The organism is Companilactobacillus hulinensis (assembly GCF_003946555.1).
GTDB lineage: Bacteria > Bacillota > Bacilli > Lactobacillales > Lactobacillaceae > Companilactobacillus > Companilactobacillus hulinensis.
Genome location: NZ_RHOO01000002.1, coordinates 72,454 through 95,953 on the forward strand (window position 1 = coordinate 72,454; position 23,500 = coordinate 95,953).

General features: G+C 36.1%; 26 protein-coding genes and 2 other annotated features. Of the genes, 24 read left to right on the forward strand and 2 right to left on the reverse strand.

What is annotated here, in order from left to right:
* Positions 1–10 precede the first annotated feature (10 nt).
* The 16 genes from thrS (at position 11) to EKM66_RS01575 (ending at position 12,960) form a co-directional block, all read left to right on the forward strand.
* Positions 11–1,957, forward strand: a complete 1,947-nt coding sequence (thrS, locus tag EKM66_RS01500) for a threonine--tRNA ligase (protein WP_125760978.1) — start codon at positions 11–13, stop codon at positions 1,955–1,957.
* A gap of 54 nt (positions 1,958–2,011) precedes the next feature.
* Positions 2,012–2,119, forward strand: a sequence feature (ribosomal protein L20 leader region).
* A 25-nt stretch (positions 2,120–2,144) separates the two neighbouring features.
* Positions 2,145–2,675 carry a translation initiation factor IF-3 gene (infC, locus tag EKM66_RS01505; protein WP_125760980.1) on the forward strand — a complete coding sequence of 177 codons (531 nt, stop codon included), beginning with the start codon at positions 2,145–2,147 and terminating at the stop codon, positions 2,673–2,675.
* Positions 2,676–2,689: 14 nt separating this feature from the next.
* The gene (rpmI, locus tag EKM66_RS01510) at positions 2,690–2,887 is read left to right on the forward strand and encodes a 50S ribosomal protein L35 (RefSeq protein ID WP_025024860.1); all 198 of its coding nucleotides are present in this window, start codon (positions 2,690–2,692) and stop codon (positions 2,885–2,887) included.
* Positions 2,888–2,919: 32 nt separating this feature from the next.
* Positions 2,920–3,276 (forward strand): 50S ribosomal protein L20, encoded by a 357-nt coding sequence (rplT, locus tag EKM66_RS01515; protein ID WP_125760983.1) that lies wholly within the window; start codon positions 2,920–2,922, stop codon positions 3,274–3,276.
* 69 nt (positions 3,277–3,345) lie between these two features.
* Entirely contained in the window at positions 3,346–3,873 is a 528-nt protein-coding gene (locus tag EKM66_RS01520) for a YqeG family HAD IIIA-type phosphatase (protein WP_125760985.1), read from the forward strand.
* Entirely contained in the window at positions 3,860–4,981 is a 1,122-nt protein-coding gene (gene yqeH, locus EKM66_RS01525; RefSeq protein WP_125760987.1) for a ribosome biogenesis GTPase YqeH, read from the forward strand. The genes EKM66_RS01520 and yqeH overlap by 14 nt, the downstream gene beginning before the upstream one ends.
* 9 nt (positions 4,982–4,990) lie before the next feature.
* Positions 4,991–5,305, forward strand: coding sequence for a YhbY family RNA-binding protein (locus EKM66_RS01530; protein WP_125760989.1), 315 nt, complete (start codon positions 4,991–4,993; stop codon positions 5,303–5,305).
* 28 nt (positions 5,306–5,333) lie between these two features.
* Positions 5,334–5,972, forward strand: a complete 639-nt coding sequence (locus tag EKM66_RS01535; RefSeq protein WP_125760992.1) for a nicotinate-nucleotide adenylyltransferase — start codon at positions 5,334–5,336, stop codon at positions 5,970–5,972.
* Between the two features lie 55 nt (positions 5,973–6,027).
* Positions 6,028–6,561 carry a bis(5'-nucleosyl)-tetraphosphatase (symmetrical) YqeK gene (yqeK, locus tag EKM66_RS01540; RefSeq protein ID WP_125761302.1) on the forward strand — a complete coding sequence of 178 codons (534 nt, stop codon included), beginning with the start codon at positions 6,028–6,030 and terminating at the stop codon, positions 6,559–6,561.
* A 12-nt stretch (positions 6,562–6,573) separates the two neighbouring features.
* A complete protein-coding gene (rsfS, locus tag EKM66_RS01545) occupies positions 6,574–6,939 on the forward strand; it encodes a ribosome silencing factor (RefSeq protein WP_125760994.1) in 366 nt (121 codons plus the stop codon).
* Positions 6,929–7,657: a class I SAM-dependent methyltransferase gene (locus tag EKM66_RS01550; protein WP_125760996.1), complete on the forward strand. Its 729-nt coding sequence runs from the start codon at positions 6,929–6,931 to the stop codon at positions 7,655–7,657. Before rsfS ends, EKM66_RS01550 begins: the two co-directional genes overlap by 11 nt.
* An 8-nt stretch (positions 7,658–7,665) precedes the next feature.
* Positions 7,666–8,769: a nucleotidyltransferase gene (locus EKM66_RS01555; protein ID WP_125760998.1), complete on the forward strand. Its 1,104-nt coding sequence runs from the start codon at positions 7,666–7,668 to the stop codon at positions 8,767–8,769.
* Entirely contained in the window at positions 8,769–9,326 is a 558-nt protein-coding gene (locus tag EKM66_RS01560) for a YceD family protein (RefSeq protein WP_125761000.1), read from the forward strand. The genes EKM66_RS01555 and EKM66_RS01560 overlap by 1 nt, the downstream gene beginning before the upstream one ends.
* A 71-nt stretch (positions 9,327–9,397) precedes the next feature.
* The gene (gene gndA / locus EKM66_RS01565; RefSeq protein WP_125761002.1) at positions 9,398–10,819 is read left to right on the forward strand and encodes an NADP-dependent phosphogluconate dehydrogenase; all 1,422 of its coding nucleotides are present in this window, start codon (positions 9,398–9,400) and stop codon (positions 10,817–10,819) included.
* Between the two features lie 342 nt (positions 10,820–11,161).
* Positions 11,162–11,848: a response regulator transcription factor gene (locus tag EKM66_RS01570; RefSeq protein WP_125761004.1), complete on the forward strand. Its 687-nt coding sequence runs from the start codon at positions 11,162–11,164 to the stop codon at positions 11,846–11,848.
* Positions 11,845–12,960, forward strand: coding sequence for a sensor histidine kinase (locus EKM66_RS01575; RefSeq protein WP_125761006.1), 1,116 nt, complete (start codon positions 11,845–11,847; stop codon positions 12,958–12,960). The genes EKM66_RS01570 and EKM66_RS01575 overlap by 4 nt, the downstream gene beginning before the upstream one ends.
* A 47-nt stretch (positions 12,961–13,007) precedes the next feature.
* Here EKM66_RS01575 and yidC read toward each other — a convergent pair whose 3' ends face one another.
* Complete coding sequence (gene yidC, locus EKM66_RS01580) at positions 13,008–14,030, reverse strand: membrane protein insertase YidC (RefSeq protein WP_125761008.1); 1,023 nt, start codon at positions 14,028–14,030, stop codon at positions 13,008–13,010.
* Positions 14,031–14,090: 60 nt separating this feature from the next.
* Positions 14,091–14,366 (reverse strand): acylphosphatase, encoded by a 276-nt coding sequence (locus tag EKM66_RS01585; protein ID WP_125761010.1) that lies wholly within the window; start codon positions 14,364–14,366, stop codon positions 14,091–14,093.
* Positions 14,367–14,486: 120 nt separating this feature from the next.
* Here EKM66_RS01585 and EKM66_RS01590 point away from each other — a divergent pair, with 120 nt between their 5' ends.
* The 8 genes from EKM66_RS01590 to rpmG all read left to right on the forward strand — a co-directional run bounded on the left by EKM66_RS01590 (position 14,487) and on the right by rpmG (position 23,498).
* A complete protein-coding gene (locus EKM66_RS01590) occupies positions 14,487–15,248 on the forward strand; it encodes a TrmH family RNA methyltransferase (RefSeq protein WP_125761013.1) in 762 nt (253 codons plus the stop codon).
* Positions 15,249–15,295: 47 nt separating this feature from the next.
* Positions 15,296–15,481, forward strand: a binding site (T-box leader).
* A gap of 45 nt (positions 15,482–15,526) precedes the next feature.
* Positions 15,527–16,573, forward strand: coding sequence for a phenylalanine--tRNA ligase subunit alpha (pheS, locus tag EKM66_RS01595; RefSeq protein WP_125761015.1), 1,047 nt, complete (start codon positions 15,527–15,529; stop codon positions 16,571–16,573).
* Positions 16,574–16,577: 4 nt separating this feature from the next.
* A complete protein-coding gene (gene pheT / locus EKM66_RS01600) occupies positions 16,578–18,986 on the forward strand; it encodes a phenylalanine--tRNA ligase subunit beta (RefSeq protein ID WP_125761017.1) in 2,409 nt (802 codons plus the stop codon).
* Between the two features lie 54 nt (positions 18,987–19,040).
* Positions 19,041–20,192: an endolytic transglycosylase MltG gene (gene mltG / locus EKM66_RS01605; RefSeq protein WP_125761019.1), complete on the forward strand. Its 1,152-nt coding sequence runs from the start codon at positions 19,041–19,043 to the stop codon at positions 20,190–20,192.
* Positions 20,193–20,292: 100 nt separating this feature from the next.
* On the forward strand, positions 20,293–20,769 hold the full coding sequence (greA, locus tag EKM66_RS01610) for a transcription elongation factor GreA (protein ID WP_125761021.1): 477 nt from the start codon (positions 20,293–20,295) through the stop codon (positions 20,767–20,769).
* A gap of 52 nt (positions 20,770–20,821) precedes the next feature.
* Entirely contained in the window at positions 20,822–21,118 is a 297-nt protein-coding gene (locus EKM66_RS01615; RefSeq protein WP_125761023.1) for a HesB/YadR/YfhF family protein, read from the forward strand.
* Positions 21,119–21,158: 40 nt separating this feature from the next.
* Positions 21,159–23,258, forward strand: a complete 2,100-nt coding sequence (locus EKM66_RS01620; protein WP_404811448.1) for a peptidoglycan D,D-transpeptidase FtsI family protein — start codon at positions 21,159–21,161, stop codon at positions 23,256–23,258.
* A gap of 90 nt (positions 23,259–23,348) precedes the next feature.
* A complete protein-coding gene (gene rpmG / locus EKM66_RS01625; RefSeq protein ID WP_081776111.1) occupies positions 23,349–23,498 on the forward strand; it encodes a 50S ribosomal protein L33 in 150 nt (49 codons plus the stop codon).
* The last annotated feature ends 2 nt before the right edge of the window (positions 23,499–23,500 follow it).

Consider the following 23,500-nt stretch of genomic DNA (forward strand, 5'->3'; position numbering starts at 1 on the left):
AGGAAAACATATGTCAAAAATCAAATTAACATTTCCAGATGATTCTGTTAAGGAATTTGACGAAGGCACTACTGTTCTAGATGTTGCCAAATCAATTAGTACATCACTTGGAAAGAAAGCTGTTGCCGGTAAGTTAAATGGCACTTTGATTGATATCAAACGTGAATTGAAGCAAGACGGTAAGATTGAAATCATTGCTGGACAAGACGACGAAGATTCACTTAAGGTATTGAGAAATACTGCAAGTTTAGTTTTCGGTGCTGCTGCTAGCGAATTCAAGAAGGGACTTCACTTTGGTGAAAAAGCTTCTAACGATGACGGTTTCTATGTTGATACTGATGACAAACAAGGCCAAATTAGTGTTGATGAGTTGGAAAAGATTTCAACAATCATGCACAAAATCGTTAAGGACAATAACAATATCGAACGTGTCATGATGGACAAGTCAGAACTTGTTGAAATGTTCAAGGACGATCCTTACAAGTCATCATTGATTGATGCCATTGAATCAGTTCAAATCCCAGTTTACAAATTAGATGGATTTGTTGATTTTGGTTATGATGCAGTTCTTCCAAGCATGAAAGACTTGAAACACTTCAGTCTATTATCAGTTGCTGGTGCTTATTGGCAAGGTAAGTCAAGTAACCCAATGCTACAAAGAATTTATGGTACAGCCTTTTATAAGGAAGCTGATCTTGAAGCTGATGCAAAACGTCGTGCTGAGATCAAAGAACGTGACCACAGAACAATTGGTCGTGACCTTGACCTATTCTTCGTTGATCCAGAAGTTGGTGCAGGACTTCCATATTGGATGCCAAATGGTGCTACTATCCGTCGTGTAATTGAAAGATATATCATCGATAAGGAAGTTGCATGGGGTTACCAACACGTTTACACACCAATCCTTATGAACTTAAATGCCTATAAGACTTCAGGTCACTGGCAACACTATCGTGAAGACATGTTCCCACCAATGGATATGGGTGATGGCGAAATGCTTGAACTACGTCCAATGAACTGTCCTTCACATATTCAAATTTACAAGCACCACATTCGTTCATATCGTGAATTACCAGTTCGTATCGCTGAATTAGGTATGATGCACAGATACGAAAAATCAGGTGCCTTAAGTGGTTTGCAACGTGTTCGTGAAATGACATTGAACGATGGACACACATTCGTTGCCCTTGACCAAATTGAGGAAGAATTCAAACGTACACTTCAATTAATGGTAGAAGTTTACAAAGACTTCGATATTACTGATTACACATTCCGTCTAAGTTACAGAGATCCAGCTAATACTGAAAAGTACTTTGATGATGATGAAATGTGGAACAGATCACAATCAATGCTTAAAGCAGCTATGGATGATCTTGGTCTTAAATACTACGAGGCCGAAGGTGAAGCCGCATTCTACGGTCCTAAACTAGATGTTCAAACAAAGACTGCTCTAGGTAACGACGAAACATTATCAACAATCCAACTTGACTTCATGCAACCAGAACAATTCAAGTTGACATATGTTGGTTCAGATGGTCAAGAACACAGACCAGTTATGATTCACCGTGGTATCGTTTCTACTATGGAAAGATTCATTGCTTACTTGATCGAAATTTACAAGGGTGCTTTCCCAACATGGTTGGCTCCAACACAAGTACGTATTATCCCTGTTAACCAAAAATTACATGGTGAATACGCTGAAAACTTGCTCAAAGAACTACGTGCTAAGAATATCCGTGCTGAAATCGATGATCGTGATGAGAAGATGAATTACAAGATTCGTGATGCTCAAACAATGAAGGTTCCATACACAGCTGTTGTTGGTGACCAAGAAATGGCCGACGCTACAGTTTCAGTAAGAAAGTATGGAGAAGACGATTCAGCTTCAGAAATCCTACCAATGTTTGTAAACAGTGTTGTTGCTGATATTAACAACTTTAGTAGAAGTAATGGTTAATTATTAAATAATTGTTGACAATGATATCAATCTACAGTATCATTATTAACTGTTGAGATTAAGCAGAAGCGCCCGCTTCTCACCTAAGCTATATGCCGCTAGGTTAATACGATTATGTAGATAATAGTGGGCGTGCGTATGCGCCCACTTTTTTTGTGGGATCAGAATTTTCCGGAGGTGACTACTCATAGCAAGAGATCTGTTAATAAACGATCAAATCCGTGCTAAAGAAGTACGATTAATTTCTGAAACAGGAGATCAAGTTGGTGTTAAGCCAGCAGCAGAGGCCCAACGTTTGGCCGATGCAGCAAATATGGACCTTGTCCTTATGTCCCCAGGTGCAAAACCACCTGTAGCCAGAATTATGGATTATGGTAAATATAAGTTTGAGCTTCAAAAGAAAGATCGTGAAGCACGTAAGAAACAAAAAACCATTAGTTTAAAAGAAGTTCGACTAAGTCCTACTATTGAAGCAAACGACTTTAATACTAAGCTTAATAATGCTCGAAAGTTCTTGGCTAAAGGTGATAAGGTCAAAGTATCTCTTCGTTTTAAGGGTAGAGCAATTACTCATAAAGAGATAGGTAAGAAAGTGTTAGACCGTGTAGCTGAAGAGACTAAGGATGTTGCAAATGTGACAACTAAGCCTAAGATGGACGGCCGTAGTATGTTCTTGATGCTTGATCCAATTGGTTCCAAAGACAATAAGAAAAAATAGTGGAGGGGTTTCTAATGCCTAAACAAAAAACACACCGTGCATCAGCTAAGAGATTCAAGAAAACTGCTAATGGCGGTTGGAAAAGAAGCCATGCTTATACAAGTCACCGTTTCCACGGTAAGACAAAGAAGCAACGTCGTCAATTAGCTAAACCAGGAATGGTTAATGCAAGTGATATGAAACGTATTAAACAAATGTTAGCTACATACTAATTATTTATTTGTAATTTAAAGGAGGAGTCATTATGCCACGTGTAAAAGGTGGAACAGTAACTCGTAAACGTCGTAAGAAAGTATTAAAATTAGCTAAGGGATATCGTGGTTCAAAACACATCACCTTTAAAGCTGCTCACACACAAATCATGGTTTCATATCGTTATGCATTCCGTGATCGTCGTCAAAGAAAACGTGATTTCCGTAAGTTATGGATTGCCAGAATCAATGCTGCTGCAAGAATGAACGAAATCAGTTACAGCAAATTAATGCATGGTTTGAAATTAGCTAATGTTGATATCAACCGTAAGATGTTGGCACAACTTGCTATTGAAGATCCAAAAGCATTCACAAGTTTAGTAGATACAGCTAAAAAAGCTTTAGCTTAATGATGAAAACGTAATTTGGATATTCTCCAAATTGCGTTTTTTTACTAAGTATAGAGATGAGGACTAATAATGTTTAAACCATATGTTATGCTCAATAAAATTACTGATCTTGAAGTTAGTGATTTAAAAGAAATGAATATTACTACTATTATGACTGACCTTGATAATACTTTATTACCTTGGAATAGTAATGATTATGACTTGACACTCCGTAAATGGCTCAATCAAATGAACGCAGCCGATATAGAGGTTATGATTGTTTCTAACAACAGTTATGAACGAGTTGAGAAGGCCGTTGTGGACTTGCCAGTTTCTATTGTTGCTCGTGCAGTCAAACCATTACCGTTCGTCATAATGCACCATCTTCAGATGGAACATATTTCACCTTCAAGTGTATTATTTGTGGGTGATCAAGTTATGACTGATGTTTTAGCAGGTAATATGTCTGGTCTTAAAACTGTATTAGTTAAACCATTGGTTAAAACTGATGCAAAGAAAACCCGTGTTAATAGATTTTTTGAGCGTCCTATTTTACACTTTATACAGAAACATGATACGAATATGTATTGGAAGGACTCATTAAATGACAGAGACTAATGAAAAATTGTATTGTATTGGTTGTGGAGCAGAGCTTCAGACTGAGGATGATACAAAGCCAGGTTTTATTCAAAGCTCAACTTTGAAAAAGTATATGGAAACTGATGATGATTCTCGAGAATTATTATGCAAGAGATGTTTCCGCTTACGTAACTACAATGAAATTATGGATGTAAATATTGAGGACGATGAATTCTTGAAGTTGTTAGATTCAATTGCTCAAGAAGATGGATTGATCGTTAATGTTGTTGATATCTTTGATTACGAAGGTAGTGTAATTCCTGGATTGCAAAGATTCGTTGGCGATAAGGATATTCTTGTTGTTGGTAACAAGGTTGATTTACTTCCAAAATCAGTAAATCAAAACCGCTTATTGAATTGGTTGCAACAAAAGAGCAAAGAAAATGGTATCAAGTCAATTGACCAAATTATGGTATCTGCTGAAAAAGGTATTAACGTTGATAAGTTGATGCGTATGATCGATAAATATCGTAAGGGTAGAGATGTCTATGTTGTTGGTACAACTAATACCGGTAAATCAACATTGATCAACCGTATTATTGCCCAAAGTTCTGATGTTAAGAATTTAATTACAACATCACGTTTCCCCGGAACAACACTAGATCGTATTGATATTCCGTTGGATGATGGACACAATATGGTTGATACACCGGGTATCATTCACAAGTACCAGCTTGCTCACTATTTGAATGACCAAGACTTAAAGACAATCACACCTAAGAAACCATTACGTCCATCAACTTTCCAATTACGTGATGGACAAACAATCTTTGTTTCTGGATTAGCAAGATTCGACTTCTTGGATGAAAAAACAAATGTTGTATTCTATGTTAATCAAGGTTTATTATTGCACCGTACTAAAACAATTAATGCTTCTGAATATTATGAGAAGCACGTTGGTAAAGACTTGACTCCACCAACAGATGTAGAAGATTTCCCTGAGTTAAAGAAACATGAATTCACAGCTCATAGAAGATCAGACATCGTTGTATATGGTTTGGGTTGGGTAACTATCCCTGAACATACTAAAGTACGTGTATACGTACCAGAGGGTGTCAACGTTTCTATACGTGATGCCATCATTTAAGGAGAACAGATGATAATTAAAGGAAAAAAGAATAGTTATTTAAGAGGACAAGCTCAGACAATCAAGCCGTTGATTCAAGTTGGACGTGAAGGAATTAGCGATAATCTTTTACAACAAATTGAAACATTGGTTAATAAAAATGAGTTGCTTAAAATCTCATTGTTACAGAATACAATGGTTGGTCCTCAAGATTTAATCGAGGCATTAACTGATTTGGATGATCAAATTGTGCCCGTTCAAACGATTGGTTCAAAGGTGATTATTTATAAGAAAGCACCTAAGATCAAGAATCGTAAATATTCATTAGAATTAGAAAAGTTTTAAAATTTTTTATTGGATACAGTGATGAAAAATGAATGCAAAAAGTCAATTATTAACTAAAGTAAAACCACAATTTAATACTAATCGCCCTAGAAGGCATGTTGGAATTCTAGGTGGTACTTTTAATCCGATACATTTGGGACACTTGGTCATTGCTGAGCAAGTATATGAACAATTATGCCTGAACAAGGTATTATTCTTGCCAGATAAAATTCCGCCACATAAAAATGTAAAAAAAGAAAAGCCATCTATAAGCAGTAATGATCGAATTGAAATGATCAAGATGGCAATTAGAGATAATATTCATTTTGATCTGGATTTGACTGATATTAATCGTGGTGGTGTTAGTTATACTTATGACACTATCAAGTTGCTTAAGCAGTACAACCCTGATACTGAATATTACTTTATAATAGGTGGAGATATGGTTGAGAATCTGCCAGATTGGGCTCACATTGATGAACTTATCAATATGGTCCACTTTGTTGGAGTCTGCCGAAAAGGGTTTGAGAAAAAGTCAAAGTATCCTATACTTTGGGTAAATACTCCTGAACTGGAAATCAGTTCTAGCATGATCCGCGACCGCGTAAAAAAAGGCCAATCAATTAAATATTTGGTTCCGAATGAAGTGGAAGAGTATATAAAAGATAGGGGGCTATTTCTTGACTGATTTTAATTATGAAGAAGTTAAGCATAACTTTGATCGTGATGCTTTGTTAAATAGTATGAAAACACAATTAAGCGAATTTCGTTATACACATTGTTTGCGTGTAGAACGAGTTTCTCGTGGATTGGCAGCTGAATATGGTGCTGATGTCCAAAAGGCTGGTCTAGCAGGATTGCTACATGATTATGCTAAAGAGCGTTCTGATGATGAGTTCAAACAAGTTATTAAGAGTAAGAATCTCGATCCTGATTTGTTGAATTATAATAATGCAATTTGGCATGGGATCGTTGGTGCTGAAATTGTTAAAGATGAACTGGGAATTGCTGACGAGGACGTTCTTAATGCCATCCGACGTCATACTGTTGGTTCAACCAACATGACTCAAGTAGATAAGTGTGTATTTGTTGCCGATTTTATTGAACCTGAACGTGATTTTCCTGGGATCGATGAAGCTCGTGAATATGCAGAGAAGTCGCTTGATTCTGCAGTTGCATTTGAATTGAAGCATTCAATCGCACATCTAATTGATAAAAACCGCGAAATATATCCAGCAACATTTGAAAGTTATAATTACTGGATCAATAAACTATAGGGAGATCTTTAATTGAATTCAAAAGAAATTATGGAAACTGCTGTTAAAGCAGCTGATAGTAAACATGCTAATAATATTAGTGTATTGAATATTAGTGAAGTAAGTATTATGGCAGACTACTTTGTAATTATGGACGCAAGTTCACAACGTCAAGTAGATGCTATTGTTCAAGAAATCTTAGACCAAATGGGTAAAAATGATGTAGACATCAGCCATGTTGAAGGTAAACGTGATTCTAAATGGGTCTTAATTGACTTACACGATGTTATTGTTCACGTCTTCATGTCTGAAGAACGTGGATTCTACAATTTGGAAAAACTTTGGTCAGATGCGCCAGTTGTTGATGTTTCAAATTTGGTAACTGAGAATGATTTATAATTCATTCGCACGTGTATACAGTGAGCTGATGGACGATGATCTATACAACGACTGGGCTGCGTATGTTGAAAAGCATTCTGCTGATGCCAAGACGTTGTTAGATGTTGCCTGTGGAACTGGTGATTTGACGATTTTGTTGGCAGATAAGTATCAGGTTACTGGTACTGATTTATCTGAGGAAATGTTGAAGATTGCTGAAGAAAAGGCTGACAGTGCTAATGTTTCAATTCCATTCGTCCAGAGTAATATGATGGATCTGTTCGAAATGAAGAATTACGATGTAATTACTTGTTTTGATGATTCAATCTGTTACTTAAAGGATGAAGATGAATTAGCAATTACGTTTAATCAAGTTTATCAACATTTGAATGAGGGTGGAAAGTATCTATTTGATGCCCATTCTCTATATCAAATGGACGAATTGTTCCCAGGATATATGTTCAATCATAAGGAAGAGGACTCAGCGTTTATGTGGAGCAGTTATGAGGGAGAAGTTCCTCATAGTATCGAACATGAATTAACTTTCTTTGACTGGGATGACAGTATTGGTGGATACAATGCTAATACAGAAATCCATCATGAAAGAACTTATCCAATTGAGACATTTGTTTCTATTCTTGAAGATATTGGTTTCAAGAATGTTTCTGTAACTGCTGATTTTGGTAAATCGGAAGTTAAAGAAGATTCAAATCGCTGGTTCTTTTCAGCAGAAAAATAGAGGTTCTTATGGCAGGAGTATACGGATTTGTTGCAGAATTTAATCCATTTCACAATGGTCATAAAATTTTTATTGATACAATCAAAAATAAATATCACCCTGACGTCTTAATTGCCGTAGTATCTGGCAATTATGTACAGCGGGGTGATTTTGCCATTGTCGACAAATGGAGTAGAACTCGAATGGCTATTGCTAACGGAGTTGATCTAGTGGTTGAATTGCCGTTTGCATATGCGGTTCAGCCGGCCAATTTGTTTGCTAAAGGTAGCATTAAATTGCTAAATGAATTGGGCATTGATAACTTAATCTTTGGAACAGAAACAGACATGGATTTTGTTAATTTGGCCAAACAAATGCTAAAAACAAATACAGAATTTGAACAGGATTATAGTATGTCGTACGCTGACAATTTAAATTTTGTATATAGCTCGACTGGTTTGGATGTTCTACAGCATCCGAATCAATTATTAGGCTTAAGTTATGCTCAAGAAGTAATCAAAAATAATTATTCGATGAGTATTGATACCATATTGCGTTCGAATAATGAATATAGTGCTACTAAAGTAAGAAATTACATAAATGATTCTGCTAATATAAATAAATTAGTTCCCGATATTACCATGCATGAATTAAGTGCAGTGAAAAAAGTAAATTGGAATGATTATTTTGATTTGCTGAAGTATCGCATTTTAAGTAGTTCACCAGATGAATTGCATCAAATTTATCAAATGGTTGAGGGATTGGAATATAAGTTTATAAAAGAAATTAGTAATTCAGATAATTTTTCTGATTTTTTAATGAATATCAAATCAAAACGATACACTTTAGCAAGATTGAAAAGACTTTGTTTATATACGCTTTTGAATGTTAAACAAGTAGATATCGATGAAGTATTCGACTCACCGTATTTGAGGATCTTAGGTTTTGATGATGTAGGTCAAAAATATTTGAATGAATTGAAACAATCATGTGAAACGTCACTAATAACACGTGTCGGGAAAAAGGAATCGAAACTTTTGTCTCTTGAAGTAAAAGTTGATAGAATTAGAGCACTGGCTGATGGTCAAGAGCAGGATTTTGGTAAGATACCGATCATGGAAGGGGAAAATTAATGTTAAATTGGGATGTTCAAGATGTACGTAAGTACAAAGACAAACCCTTTGATTTTAATGAAGAATTAGATTTAAAGAAAGAATTGATGGAACGTTCAGAGGACATCATTGATGTTGGAATTGCCAAAGTTGATGGTCAATTATTCAATGATAATGGTCTAGTTATTTCAGACATCAAAGTAGAAACAATGGTTACAATGCCGTCTACTAGAAGTTTGGAACCAGTTGAATTACCACTTAAATTCAGAATTAACGAAGCATACAATATCGATGATATCGATACTGAGGAACTTGATGAGAATACTATTATTATTCCAATTGATGATGAACATCCAACGATTGATGTTTATGAATCTGTATTGGATAATATTTTGCTTAATATTCCTAGTAGAGTTCTTACTGAGGAAGAGGCTTCAGGTAAGAACATGCCTGCCGGTAAGAACTGGGAAGTAATTTCTGAAGAGGATTACAATAAGCAAAAAGAGGAAGATAAACAAGTTAATCCTGAATTTGCTAAATTAAAAAATTTATTTAAAGATAATAAGGAAAAGGAGTAGTTTTTATATACTCCTTTTTTGTTTTTTTGTTATGATTAATATGTTATGTAATAAAAGTTGGAGGTAAAAGTATGGCAAAACCACAAATTGGTGTTATTGGTATGGCTGTCATGGGTAAGAACTTAGCCCTAAATATTGAAAGTCGTGGTTACGATGTTGCAATTTATAACAGAACTGGCTCAAAGACAGAAGCTGTTGTTAAGGAACATCCTGAGAAAAAATTATATCCAAGTTATACAATTGAGGATTTCGTAGATTCACTTGAAAAGCCTCGTCGTATTCTTATGATGGTAAAGGCCGGAGCTGGTACAGATGCAGTTATCAACCAACTTATTCCTTTACTAGATAAGGGTGACGTTCTTATTGATGGTGGTAATACATTCTTTGAAGATACAATTGCAAGAAACAAGCGTCTTGATGAATCAGGTATTAACTTCATCGGAATGGGTGTATCTGGTGGTGAACTTGGCGCATTGCAAGGACCTTCATTGATGCCAGGTGGTCAAAAGGAAGCTTATGACTTAGTTGCTCCTATTTTGGAACAAATTTCTGCTAAAGCTGACGAAGACGGTGCTCCATGTGTATCATATATTGGACCTAATGGTGCTGGTCACTATGTAAAGATGGTTCATAATGGTATCGAATATGGTGATATGGAATTAATCTCTGAAAGTTTTAACTTGTTAAAGCACTTGTACAACAACGACTTGAACAAAGTTGCTGATGTATTCAAGGACTGGAACAAGGGTGAATTATCAAGTTACTTAATCGAAATTACTGCTTCGATCCTAACTAGAAAAGATGACGAAGGCAGTGATGACTTCATCGTTAATAAGATCATGGATAAGGCTGGTAACAAGGGTACTGGTAAGTGGAGTTCACAAAGTGCTCTAGAACTTGGTGTTCCACAATCACTAATTACTGAGGCTGTTTATTCACGTTACATCTCTGCATATAAAGACGAACGTGTTAAGGCAAGCAAGGTATTAGCTGGACCAACAAGCAAGCCTGATGTTAATGTTGATGAATTGGTTGAGAAGATTCGTAAGGCATTGTACTTCAGTAAGATCATGAGTTATGCTCAAGGCTTTGCTCAAATGAAGGCTGCTTCAGATCACTACGATTGGGACCTACAATATGGTGAAATCGCACAAATCTGGCGTGCTGGTTGTATCATTCGTGCACAATTCCTACAAAAGATCACTGATGCATATGACAAAGATGCTAAACTTGATAATCTATTATTGAACGACTACTTCAAGGATATCGTTGACAAGTATCAAGCTGCTGTTCGTGACGTTGTAAGCTATGCTGTTCAAGCAGGAATTCCTGTTTCAGGATTCATGTCAGCCGTAACATACTACGATCAATATCGTTCAGAAGTATTACCAGCTAACTTAGTACAAGCACAAAGAGACTACTTTGGTGCTCATACTTATGAGAGAACTGATAAGCCAGGAATTTTCCACTATACTTGGTATGAAGAACAATAATTAAATATATAGAATAAATAAAGTCGTACTATTGAAAATTATCAATAGTATGACTTTTTTATTTACTCAAAAATTAACATTGTACTAATAGAAAATTGATACATAGTAAGCAGTTTCAATTCATTATTGGACTACCATTAGTAATGGATTTAGTTCGTAAGATAATTCTTAATTAAAGTGATAAATGAACCGAAAAAAATGTAATTTTTACTTTAAAATAAAAAACTTGTCTTCTTTTAATTTTTGCTATATGTTAAAATCATTAGTGCATTGCCTTGAGAGGGCTCAATCCACTTAATGATTAAGTGATAATTAAAATAATTTAATATACAGGAGAATAGTATGGCTAAGATACTTGTTATTGAAGACGAAGAGAACATGGCCAAGTTTGTTCAATTGGAACTTCAACATGAGAATTACGAAGTTACTGTTGAAAAAGACGGCCGAACAGGTCTTGACGCTGCTTTAAGCGAAGAATGGGATTTGATTTTGCTAGATTTAATGCTTCCAGAATTGAACGGAATTGAAGTTTGTCGTCGTGTACGTCAAGAAAAGAACACACCAATTATTATGATGACTGCGCGTGATTCAATCATTGATCGTGTATCAGGTTTGGATCATGGTGCTGACGATTATATCGTTAAACCTTTTGCAATTGAGGAATTACTTGCAAGAATTCGTGCGTTGTTAAGACGTATTGATTTGGATATTGATGTAACTAGAAATAATGATCAAGTTCTCAAATATAAGAACTTGGTAATCGATAAGACTACTCAAACATTGAAGCGTAACGGTGAGGTTATTGATCTTACTAGACGTGAATATGATTTATTGAGTGCATTAATGGAGAACGTTGGCACTGTTCTTAGCCGTGATGATTTACTAGAGCGTGTATGGGTATCAGGCAGCAGCACAGAGACTAACGTTGTTGATGTTTATATCAAGTATCTTAGAAATAAGATCGATCGTGGTGGCGCACCAAGTTATATTTCAACTGTCCGTGGTAAAGGTTACGTGATGCGTCGATGAGAATTTCAATTCGATTTAAATGGACTACAATGATTTCAATCGTTATTTTGGCGGCTTATATTGTTGTTGCCATTTTAGCGATGCGTACAGTTGACAAGATCGCCACACCAGAAGTAATTCATAACTTTGAAATCAAATTAATAGTTGCAGGTATTGTTGTATTTGTCGTAGGGGTGGCTATTAGCTACCTTGCAGTTACACAAGTATTGAAGAATATTAAGGTTATAAATAATACAATTGATGATTTGAACAAGAAGCCTGATTCTGATTCGAGAATTAAGATTCGCAAAAGAAATGATGAGATTTACGATTTAACGGTCAACATCAATAAGATGTTGGATCGTATGCAGGCATATACTAATCAACAAAAAGAGTTTGTTGAAGATGTGTCACATGAATTAAGGACCCCAGTTGCTGTGCTTGAAGGACATTTGAGTATGTTGCAACGCTGGGGTAAAGATGATCCAGAGGTCTTAAATGATTCGATTAATTCTTCATTGCAAGAATTAAAACGTATGCAGTCATTGATTCAAGAAATGCTAGACCTTACGAGAGTCGAGCAGATCGACAGTGACTATTTGGATCAGACAACTGAGATCAAACCTTTATTTACGCAAGTTTATAATGATTTTAAAATGTTGCATTCAGATTTCGTTATCAATTTTGATGACGATATTCGTGATGGCAGCATGGTTAAAATTTATCGCAATCACTTGGAACAAGTTCTGGTGATTCTTCTTGATAATGCCTTCAAATATTCTGCTGATCGCAAAGAGATAAGTTTGTCAGCATCTACTAATTCAGAAGTCTTAGAGATTGCTGTGCAAGATTATGGTCTTGGAATCTCCAAAAATGACGTTAAACGCATTTTTAACAGATTCTACAGAGTTGACAAGGCACGCTCTAGAAAGCGTGGAGGGAACGGACTAGGCCTTTCTATCGCTAAAAGATTGATAGAAATCTATCATGGAACATTGGAAGTGGAAAGTGTCGTTGGTTCGGGAACTGTTTTCCGAATTGAATTGCCATTAGTTCAAGAACCCGATGAAGAAAATGATTCTGAAGAAAAAGCTAAATCACGTTCTAAGAAAAAACGAGTGGAAGCAAAATAGAGTATTAAAAAAGAATCCTGAAATTAAAATTTCAGGATTCTTTTTTGTTATTCTTTAGGTTTATGTTGTTGCTTACCTTTATTCAATTCGCGTAAACTCTTGTGGAACTCTGAAGGTGTTTCATTTCCACGAGCATTATCTGGATCATTTGTACCATTAGATGTTTCACCAGATTCAGAACTTGTAGCTGTTCCTTGTCCAAGAATCTCATTTAGCGATTCTTCGGTAACAACTACTTTGACTGGATGATTCTTCAATCGTTCATCTGCTTCACGTTTGATCTTAGGCATGATGATGTAATTAGTAATAACTTGTTGAATTACGATTACGACACCACCGACTAAGAAGTAAAGTGCAAGTGCAGCTGATGAAATCATTGAGATAAAGAATGTCATCATAGGACTCATCAATAACATTGTCTGCATTTGCTTTCTTTGTTCTTGAGGAACAATTTGTAGTGACATGTATCCTTGTACAACGTAGAACAATGTAGCAACAATTGTGATGACCATACTTGGTTTACCAAGTGGAAGTGACCAGAATGTAGCATTACCAATTGCTTTAGAATATTGCACGGCTTGATAAATACCAATCAAAACAGGCATTTGAAGAAGCAATGGTAAACATCCCAATCCACCAGTTAGACTCAAGTCGTTCTTCTTGTAAACTTCCATCATCAAAGAACTGATTTTTTGTTGTGTTGCAGGATCTGTTGCTTGCTTTTGCTTTTCTTGAATTAATTTCAATTGTGGTTGAACAGCACGCATTTTTTCTTGTTGTGCTGTTGACTTGTATTGTTGATTCAAGGAAAGTGGCAGTAAGACTAAACGGACGATAAAGGAAATAATAACAATTCCCCAAGCGTAAGCATTCGTTCCACCGATTGCTTTGGCTGTAGCTAGAATTAAATTCTGGAACGGAGTACCGATCCACTTGTAAATAATTCCGTAAGGTCCGCTTGTTGGAGCGTGGAGGTTAGTACCGGTACGTTGTGCACATCCGGTAAGAACCAAGGCCAGCACTGTCACAAGGGACAACACTGAAATATATTTGACCAATTTTTTATTCAATTATAAACAAACCACCCTTTTACTCATATAAAAGTAATATACGTTAACTTTATTGACGTTTCAACCGATGACAGTGAATTTCCTGTAAGATTTCAAGTCGTCAGAGAAAGTATAGTCTATATTGTCAACTCTACCAAAGGGTGCAGGGGAAGCTTTCATTTTACTTAAGAATATCAATAATTCACGTTCTTCAGCTTCTGCTTCAATAGTAACCGAACCGTCCATGTTATTTTGTACAGTTCCAACCACTCCCATTTCGAGTGCAACACGTAATACTGAATAACGGAATCCAACTCCTTGCACTAATCCACTAACATTAATGGAAAGATGCTTCATACTTATCACCTCAATCAACGAATATGTTACCATTATAACGTATAAGATAGAGTGCAACAAAATGGTTTTCTAAGTTAAGGAAAACCGTTTTTTGTAACTCATTACGAGGGGAATAAATTTATGAAATATATTGAATCTAAAAAGAATGAAGATATCAAACAAATTAACAAATTGTCTTCAACTAAGTATATTAAGAAGACTGGAACTTATTTGATCGAGGGTTTTCATTTAGTACGTGAGGCTGATGCTAACAATCAAGAGTTCGTTAAGGTGTTGGTAACAGATAAGAATGAAGAAGATCGTATTGCAAAAAAATATCGTGATATTACTGTTGGTATTTCTGACGATATTGCTGAATCATTGTCAGAGACAAAGACGCCTCAAGGAATATTCGCTGTAATCAAAGTTCAAAATACTGAACCACTTACAGAGATGAAGGGTCAATGGGTCATCTTAGATGATGTTCAAGATCCTGGTAATGTTGGTACGATCGTTCGTACAGCTGATGCTGCTGGATATGCTGGTGTGATAACAAGTTTGAACTCAGCTGACTTCTATCAACCTAAGGTTCAAAGATCAATGCAAGGTAGTCAATTCCATTTGCCAATTTATCGTATGGATATGCAAGAAGCATTGAAGATTGCTAAAAAGTCTGGCCTAAAAGTTTATGGTTCAGAAGTAAATGACAGAGCTTTACCATACAATAAACTTGAAAAGACTGATGATTTTGCATTGATCATGGGTAATGAAGCACATGGTTTGAACAAGAATGTTTTAATTCAAACGGATGAAAATATTTATATTCCTATCCTCGGTAAGGCTGAATCACTCAATGTTGCAGTTGCTGCTGGTGTTCTTATGTATGGATTAAAAACAATTTAAAACTTGCGAAACTTTTTAGATTTTGTATAATCGGTATATATGATATTTATAAAACGTTGAAGAAAAATAGTAACCGTGGAGTTTATTTCAGGAAAGACCAATTGCTGAGAAGGTCTAATGAATGAGACGGTGAATTCACTTTCGGAGTTTTAAAGCTTGGTTTACTATATAAAACCCTTGAGTGCATACTATTTGTATGAACTAGGGTGGTACCGCGAGTCCTCGTCCCTTATTTTGGGATAGGACTTTTTTTATGCACTGAATTAGGAGGAATAAACATGTCATTAAACGATAAGTTAAAAGACTTACGCGCTAACGGTATTGATGAAGCTAAACGTGCCGAGAGAATTCAAGAATTAAATGATTTAAGAGTTAATTTATTAGGTAAGAAGGGACCAATTACTAAAGCACTTCGTGGAATGAAGGATGTTCCTGCTGAAGAACGTCCAGAAATTGGTACTCTTGCTAATAATGTTAAACAGGATATTCAATCTGCTATCGAAGAAAAGATGGAAGAATTGAATCGTAAAATTGTTGCACAAAAACTTGAAGAAGAAACAATTGATGTCACTCTTCCTGCACAACCAAGTAAATATGGAACAAGACATATTTTGAATCAAACAATTGAAGATATTGAGGAATTCTTTATCGGATTAGGTTACCGTGTTGATGCTGGTAATGAAGTTGAAGAAGATCATTATAATTTCGAACGTTTAAACATCCCTCAGAATCACCCTGCGCGTGATATGCAGGATACTTTCTATTTGACTGATGAATTACTTATGCGTACACAGACTTCTGCTCAAGAAGGTCGTGATATGGAGTCTCATGATTTTTCAAAGGGTCCATTGAAAGTTATCTCACCAGGTGTTGTTTACCGTCGTGATGATGATGACGCTACTCATTCTCACCAATTCCACCAAATCGAAGGTTTAGTGGTTGATAAGAATGTCTCAATGGCTGATTTGAAGGGTACTTTGGAAGCATTATGCCGTCACGTCTTTGGTGCAGAACGTGAAATTCGTTTCCGTCCAAGTTACTTCCCATTTACTGAGCCAAGTGTTGAGGTTGATGTTTCTTGTTTCAACTGTGGTGGTAAAGGTTGCCGTATTTGTAAGTATACTGGCTGGATCGAAGTATTAGGAGCTGGATTAAGTCATCCTAATGTTCTGGAGATGTCTGGTATTGATTCAACTGTTTACAGTGGTTTCGCCTTTGGTCTTGGACCTGAGAGATTTGCTATGCTCAAGTATGGTGTTAATGATATTCGTGACTTCTATTTAAACGATGTCAGATTCCTAGAACAATTCAAAGGAGTAAATTAAAATAATGAAAATTTCCGTTAATTGGTTAAAAGAATATATTCCTGTTACTCACACGGTTGATGAAATGGCTAATAAAATTTCTCTAACAGGTATAGAATCAGCTCCTGTTCACAATGGTGAGGGACTTGATAAATTAGTTGTTGGTCATATTACAAGTATTAAGCCACATCCAGATTCAGACCATTTGAATATTACAACTGTTGATGTTGGTGAAGATGAAGACAAACAGATTGTTTGTGGTGCTCCTAATGTAGCTAACGACCAATATGTAATTGTTGCTTTACATGGTGCTCACTTACCAGAAGGCAAGCGTATTAAACGTGGCAAGATCCGTGGAGAAGAATCAGACGGTATGATCTGTGGTTTGGACGAAATCGGTGTTCCTGTTAAATATGTTCCAGAAGCATATCACAATGGAATCTATGTTTTCCCAGAAGCAGTTACACCTGGTACAGATGCATTGACAGCTCTAGGATTAGATGATGACATGGTCGACATGGACATCACACCTAATCGAGCTGATACATTAGGTATGCGTGGTGCTGCTTGGGAAATTGGTGCTACTTATGATGAAAAGCCATCATTTACTGATGCTAAGATCGATGAGTCAAAGGTCAAAGAAAATTCAGATTTGACTATTGAAGTAGAAAATAAGGAACTTGTGCCTGACTTTATGGTCCGTGTTCTTAAAAATGTTACCGTGGGTGAAAGTCCTCTTTGGATGCAACGCAGGTTGTGGAATCAAAATATTCAACCTGTAAATAATGTTATCGATGCCGCTAATTATACAATGATCGAATATGGACAACCTATTCAGGCTTACGACCTAGATAAGTTAGAGAATGATTCGATTACAGTTATGAATGCTCACTCTGGCGATAAGTTCACTGTTGATGATGGTACAAATAAAGTGCTTAATAACAATGATTTAATCGTTAAATCTGGTGATGAGATTCTGGGACTTGCCGGTGTTGCTGGTGGAATCAATGCACGTGTTACTGCTGAGACTAAGAATGTTGTTTTAGAGAGTGCAGTATTCGATGGTGCTGTTGTTCGTAAAGCTGCTCAGAGACATGATTTACGTGGGGATGCTTCAAATCGTTTTGAAAAAGGTGTCGACAATGGTGCAGTATCTGATGCATTATTACGTGCAACTCAATTAGTTGATGAAAATACTAATGCTGACGAAATTTCTCAAGAGATTGTTGGTTCATATACAGAGGCTAAACCAACGGTTATCCAAGGTAAAATTTCACATATCAACCATTTGATGGGATTAGAATTATCTTCTGATGAAATACTAAATATTCTTGATAGATTGGGCTTTGAAACAAAGCTTGATGGTGATGACCTGACTGTCACGGTTCCAACAAGACGTTGGGATATGAGTATTGAAGCGGATGTTGTCGAAGAAGTAATCCGTATTTATGGTTATGAGAACTTGAAGGGAACATTACCAGCTGGTATGGAAACAGCTGGGGGCTATTCTCCAAAACGTGAGTTCAGTAATAGATTACGTAACATTTTGCTTGGACAAGGTATGGACGAAGTTATCAACTTTGCCTTAATGAATAAGCAAGAAGCTGCTGACTTCAATGTTATTAACACAAACTATACAAAATTACTTCACCCAATGACTGAGGACCACGAAGTATTGAGAACAAGTTTGATTCCTGGGTTGATTAACAATGTTGCATACAATCAAGCTAGAAATAACAATGATATTAGTATATTTGAACAAGCTAGAATATTTGATCGTAAAGATGGCGTTGATCGTCCTAAAGAAGTTGAATATATTGCGGGTGCAGTAAGTGGAAATATTGCTATGGATTCTTGGAATACAACCGCAAAAGCAGTTGATTTCTACAATGTTAAGGCTATAGTAGAAGAGTTGTTGTCATTTGCCAATTTGGATGCAGACTTTGACTATGTGGCAACGGATAAAATTTCTAACTTGCATCCAGGACAAACTGCTGAAATAATAGCAGATGGACAAGCTGTTGGTTTTATTGGTAAACTACATCCAGACTACCAAAAAGAACATAGTATTAATGACACATTTGTTTTTGAATTAAATGTCGACACACTATTCGGTATGGAGAAGCGTAATGTTCAAGCACAAACTGCTCCTAAGTACCCAAGTGTCAGCCGTGATCTAGCAATTCTTGTTGGTAAGGATATTGAGAGTGGAACTCTTGTTAAAGATATCTTTGCTAATGGTGGCAAGTACTTGTCAGAAGTAAATATCTTCGATGTCTATCAAGGTAAGAATATCAAGTCTAATCACAAGTCTCTTGGCTATCACTTGGAATTCTTAAACCCAGAGGCAACATTGACTGATGATCAAGTTGAAAAGGCTTTCGACATAATTAAGGACAGTTTGGTTCAGAAATTTAATGTAGAAATTAGATAATTGCGTTCAAACTAATGGTATAATTCTAATTAAATTAACTCGGGAGGCTGTGTCTTGAGCCAAAAGGATGGAAATAAAGAAGCATTAAAGCAAGAGTCTGAAGAAAAAATTGCGACTCGTGCCGAAGAACGTTCAGTTGCAAACCATATTGCGTACTGGATCGTTGGAGTTATTGCGGTACTCGCTGTTGTAGTTGCTATTATCGGATTTAATTATGTTAATAGTTCACTACAGCCATATGATTCAAGTAGTAAAGAGGATGTCGTAGTAAAGATTCCTATAGGTTCTTCTAGCAAAGAAATTGCCAAAAAGTTAGAATCAGATAAAGTCATTAAGAGCGCAACGGTCTTTAACTTTTATATTAAGGCTCAGAACTATACTGATTTCCAAGCTGGTTACTATAGATTCAGTCAATCAATGTCACTAAGTCGAATTGTTAAACAGTTGCAAAAAGGTGGGAGTGCTCAGCCACCAACAGGAGCAGCCACTGATACAGTTCTGGTTCGTGAAGGTGTAACGATTGATCAAATTGGTGATCAGATTCAAAAGAGTACTAACTTTACGAAAAAAGACTTTTTGAAATTGATGAAGAACAAGACATATCTAAAACAACTTCAAAAGAAGTATCCTCAATTGTTGGATTCTTCTATGAAGGAAGATAACGTTAGATATCACCTTGAAGGTTACTTATTCCCTGCCACATATGGCGTTTATAAGGGATTAACCTTGAAAGAATTAGTTAACCAGATGGTTCAAAAAGAGGACGAAGAGTTGCAGTCTTACTATCCAACCATCAAGGAAAAAGGTTATACCGTCCAACAAGTGTTGACTCTATCTTCATTGGTTGAACGTGAAGGTGTTAAGGAAAAGGACCGTAAGAAGATTGCTGGTGTATTCCTTAATCGTGTAGATATCAGTATGCCTATTCAATCAGATATTTCAGTAATGTATGCTTTGAATACACATAAGACTCATTTGAGTTATAAGGATATCGCCGTTAAATCACCATATAACTTGTATAAGAATGCTGGTTACGGACCTGGACCATTTAACCAACCTAGTTTACAATCAATTGAGGCAGTACTTGATCCATCTGAAAGAGATCAAGATTACTTGTACTTTGTTGCTGACTTGAAGACTGGAAAAGTTTATTATTCACATACTCGTGAAGAGCATGACAAAATTAGTGCTTCTCTAGGACAATAGTTAAAATTTGTATATAATAGCAAATGTCATCTAATCGACTGGTTAGATGACATTTTGAAATTAAAATAATAAAGATATTAAAAAGTGAGGAAATGTAAGAATGGCAGATAAAAGTTACCCAATGACAGCAGAAGGTAAAAAGAAGCTTGAAGAAGAATTGGAAGATTTGAAGAAGGTTAAACGTCCAGAAGTAATCAACCGTATCAAGATTGCTAGAGGCTTCGGTGACCTATCGGAAAATTCTGAATATACATCTGCAAAGGATGAACAAAGTGTTGTAGAATCACGTATTTCTCAAGTTATTGATATGTTGCAATATGCTAACGTTGTTGATACTGATGATATTGCTCATGATGAAGTTTCAGTTGGTAAAAAAGTTACAGTTCAAGAAGACGGTGAAGAACCTGATGAATATACTATTGTTGGATCAGCAGAATCAGATCCTGACGCAGGTAAAATTTCAAATGATTCACCAATTGCCAAAGCATTAATGGGCAAACACGTTGGTGACGTTGTAACTGTTGAAACTCCTGTTGGTAGTTATGATATTACAATTAAAGCCGTAGAAGTTGCATAGTGTAATCGTTTTCTGATATGTTTATTTCAGACATTGGATGAGGTGAACAAAAATGAAAATCGAATTAACAGATGAAGCACAAAAATGGTTCAAAACAGAATTGGACTTAGTACCCGGCGATGGTGTACATTTTTATGGTAAGGTATACGGTAAAACAATGGTACATGATGGTTTCTCTATTGCAATGCGCAAGGAGAAACCTGTGAAGCCAGAGTCAAGCACGGTAATTGATGGAATTACTTACTATATTACTGATAGTGATACCTGGTTTTTTGCCCGTTATGATCTGTTGGTTGAATATGACCCAGAGCTAGACGGACCTAAGTATATTTTTAAATCTAACGAATAATGCTTTATAGTATTTTGAAGGGAAACCTATGAAAAGAGTACTGGATATAATAAAGAAAAGAACAGGTAGTCAAGCAAAGTCTACTATTCCATTTAGACTAAACCTGCTTTTTTTTATTGTCTTTGCCTTGTTCGCACTTTTAGTTGGACAGCTAGCATATTTACAAATTGTTTATGGTGGTAAGTTTGAAGCTGAAGTTGATAGAACAGATAAGACAGTAATGACAGGAAGCGTACCAAGAGGAATGATCTATGATTCTAAAGGGCGATTATTAGTAGGTAACTCGACAGAAAATGCAATTACTTACACTAAGAGTTCTGGCGTTAAGTCTAGTGATATTTATACGATTGTTAATAGACTGACGAAGTACGTTTCGATTGAAAAAGAAACTTTATCTGAGCGTGATAAGGCTGATTATATTTTAGCTGCTCCTGGTAAAGAAGCTAAAGTTTCAAAGCAGATGCCAAAATCTTGGCGTGTTGATTCTAATGGTGATGCGCTAAGTAACACACAAATTTACAATAATGAAATTAAGTACCTTAAAAAAGAAGGGATGCATCTTGATGATGCAGAACTTTCTAAAGCAACGTTGTTTAAGAAGATGAGCGCAGCTTATTCACTTTCGACTGTGTTCTTGAAGGATAAGGATTTAAGTTCCAGAGAAATTGCCGAGGTTAGTGAACATCTGACTGAACTACCAGGTGTAAGTATTGGTACTAACTGGAATCGTGAATATCCTCAAGGTAAGTCAATTGCCAGTATCATTGGTGGCGTATCGACCGAACAACAAGGTATTCCGGATGATGAATTGAATACAATGCTTGCCTATGGGTACTCACGTAATGACCGTGTTGGTACGAGTTACCTAGAGAAGAGCTATGAGTCGATTTTATCTGGTACAAAGAGTGAACGTGAAGTTCAAATAGGTTCAAATAATCAGATCAAGAAGAGTAAGTTAGTTTACAGTGGTCAAAAAGGTGGAAACCTTAACTTAACTATTGATTCTAAGTTCCAAAAGAAGGTTCAAAGCGCCTTATCAACAGAATTCTCCGCTGCACAAGCTGCAGGTATTACGCAGTATTCTGATGGTGCTTATGTAGTTGTCACAAATCCTAAGACCGGTGCTATTTTAGCGATGGCTGGTATTAGAAATGACCCTCAGACTGGTAAAACTTCTGAAGATGCTTTGGGTGTAATTAATAGAACCTTTGTTATGGGTTCTGCTGTTAAGGGTGCCACCGTTTTAGGTGCCTTAATGGACGGAGTAATTACACCAACTAATAGTGTACAGGCCGATAATCCTATTTATTTGCCTGGTAGTGCCGTTAAGAAGTCAGTTTACCCTGTTGGTACTTATACTAGTATGAATGCTGAAAAAGCTCTAGAAGTGTCTTCCAATGAGTATATGATGGCGTTAGCTATGAAAGAGGGTAACGCTAAGTATGTTCCTAAGGAATATATGTCTATGAATCCAGATATTTTCTCCAAGTTAAGAGGTTATTTCAACCAATTTGGTCTTGGAGTTAAGACTGGTGTTGATATTTCAGGTGAAACCGGTGGTATTGAAGGTTCTACTTTAAATAGTGAAGGTAAGCTGAAGACTGGTTCTGCACTGGATTTGTCATACGGAAACTACGATTCTTATACTTTGATTGAAATGGCGCAATATATTTCAACTATCGCCAACGGTGGATATAGATTGAAACCATATATTGTACAATCGATCCAAAAGACAAAGAATAATGGTGATAGAGGTGCTTTAGAGTCTGTTACAAGCCCAACTATTTTGAACAAAGTTGGATTCACACAAGCTGAATTGAACGTTGTAAGAAAAGGTATGTACAATGCGGTTCATGGGTCTGATTATTGGACAACTGCCACTAGATTGAAGGGCTTGACACCTGCAGTCGCAGCTAAAACTGGTACTGCTCAGTCATTCTATTACAATCCTAATGACCCTAATAATCCAGATCCACCAGAAACAATTACAACTAGTTTGGTATCATTTGGACCATATGATGACCCTAATATTTCAATGGCCATTGTATTCCCTAATTTAACTAGTGAAAGTGGTACATATCCACAATTAGTTGCAAAACAAATCTATACGGACTACTATAAAATGACTGGTCAAAGCTAATCTAAAATTAGTACTTTAAAAATATCAATAAAAATGGTATATTTGACTAGTTGAATTTTAGAGAACTATTTATGAAAGGATGTTCCAAACATGAGAGTAAATATAACAATGGAATGTACATCATGCCATGAACGTACATATCTAACAAACAAGAGCAAGCGTAATAACCCTGATCGTCTAGAACTTAAAAAATATTGCCCACGTGAGCGTGTTGTTACATTGCATCGCGAAACAAAATAAAC

Coding starts and splice junctions, on each gene's coding strand:
- thrS (WP_125760978.1), top strand. CDS start 11: ATGTCAAAAATCAAATTAACATTTCCAGATGATTCTGTTAAGGAATTT.
- rpmI (WP_025024860.1), top strand. CDS start 2,690: ATGCCTAAACAAAAAACACACCGTGCATCAGCTAAGAGATTCAAGAAA.
- rplT (WP_125760983.1), top strand. CDS start 2,920: ATGCCACGTGTAAAAGGTGGAACAGTAACTCGTAAACGTCGTAAGAAA.
- EKM66_RS01520 (WP_125760985.1), top strand. CDS start 3,346: ATGTTTAAACCATATGTTATGCTCAATAAAATTACTGATCTTGAAGTT.
- yqeH (WP_125760987.1), top strand. CDS start 3,860: ATGACAGAGACTAATGAAAAATTGTATTGTATTGGTTGTGGAGCAGAG.
- EKM66_RS01530 (WP_125760989.1), top strand. CDS start 4,991: ATGATAATTAAAGGAAAAAAGAATAGTTATTTAAGAGGACAAGCTCAG.
- EKM66_RS01535 (WP_125760992.1), top strand. CDS start 5,334: ATGAATGCAAAAAGTCAATTATTAACTAAAGTAAAACCACAATTTAAT.
- yqeK (WP_125761302.1), top strand. CDS start 6,028: ATGAAAACACAATTAAGCGAATTTCGTTATACACATTGTTTGCGTGTA.
- EKM66_RS01550 (WP_125760996.1), top strand. CDS start 6,929: ATGATTTATAATTCATTCGCACGTGTATACAGTGAGCTGATGGACGAT.
- EKM66_RS01555 (WP_125760998.1), top strand. CDS start 7,666: ATGGCAGGAGTATACGGATTTGTTGCAGAATTTAATCCATTTCACAAT.
- EKM66_RS01560 (WP_125761000.1), top strand. CDS start 8,769: ATGTTAAATTGGGATGTTCAAGATGTACGTAAGTACAAAGACAAACCC.
- gndA (WP_125761002.1), top strand. CDS start 9,398: ATGGCAAAACCACAAATTGGTGTTATTGGTATGGCTGTCATGGGTAAG.
- EKM66_RS01570 (WP_125761004.1), top strand. CDS start 11,162: ATGGCTAAGATACTTGTTATTGAAGACGAAGAGAACATGGCCAAGTTT.
- EKM66_RS01575 (WP_125761006.1), top strand. CDS start 11,845: ATGAGAATTTCAATTCGATTTAAATGGACTACAATGATTTCAATCGTT.
- EKM66_RS01585 (WP_125761010.1), bottom strand. CDS start 14,366: ATGAAGCATCTTTCCATTAATGTTAGTGGATTAGTGCAAGGAGTTGGA.
- EKM66_RS01590 (WP_125761013.1), top strand. CDS start 14,487: ATGAAATATATTGAATCTAAAAAGAATGAAGATATCAAACAAATTAAC.
- pheS (WP_125761015.1), top strand. CDS start 15,527: ATGTCATTAAACGATAAGTTAAAAGACTTACGCGCTAACGGTATTGAT.
- pheT (WP_125761017.1), top strand. CDS start 16,578: ATGAAAATTTCCGTTAATTGGTTAAAAGAATATATTCCTGTTACTCAC.
- greA (WP_125761021.1), top strand. CDS start 20,293: ATGGCAGATAAAAGTTACCCAATGACAGCAGAAGGTAAAAAGAAGCTT.
- EKM66_RS01615 (WP_125761023.1), top strand. CDS start 20,822: ATGAAAATCGAATTAACAGATGAAGCACAAAAATGGTTCAAAACAGAA.
- rpmG (WP_081776111.1), top strand. CDS start 23,349: ATGAGAGTAAATATAACAATGGAATGTACATCATGCCATGAACGTACA.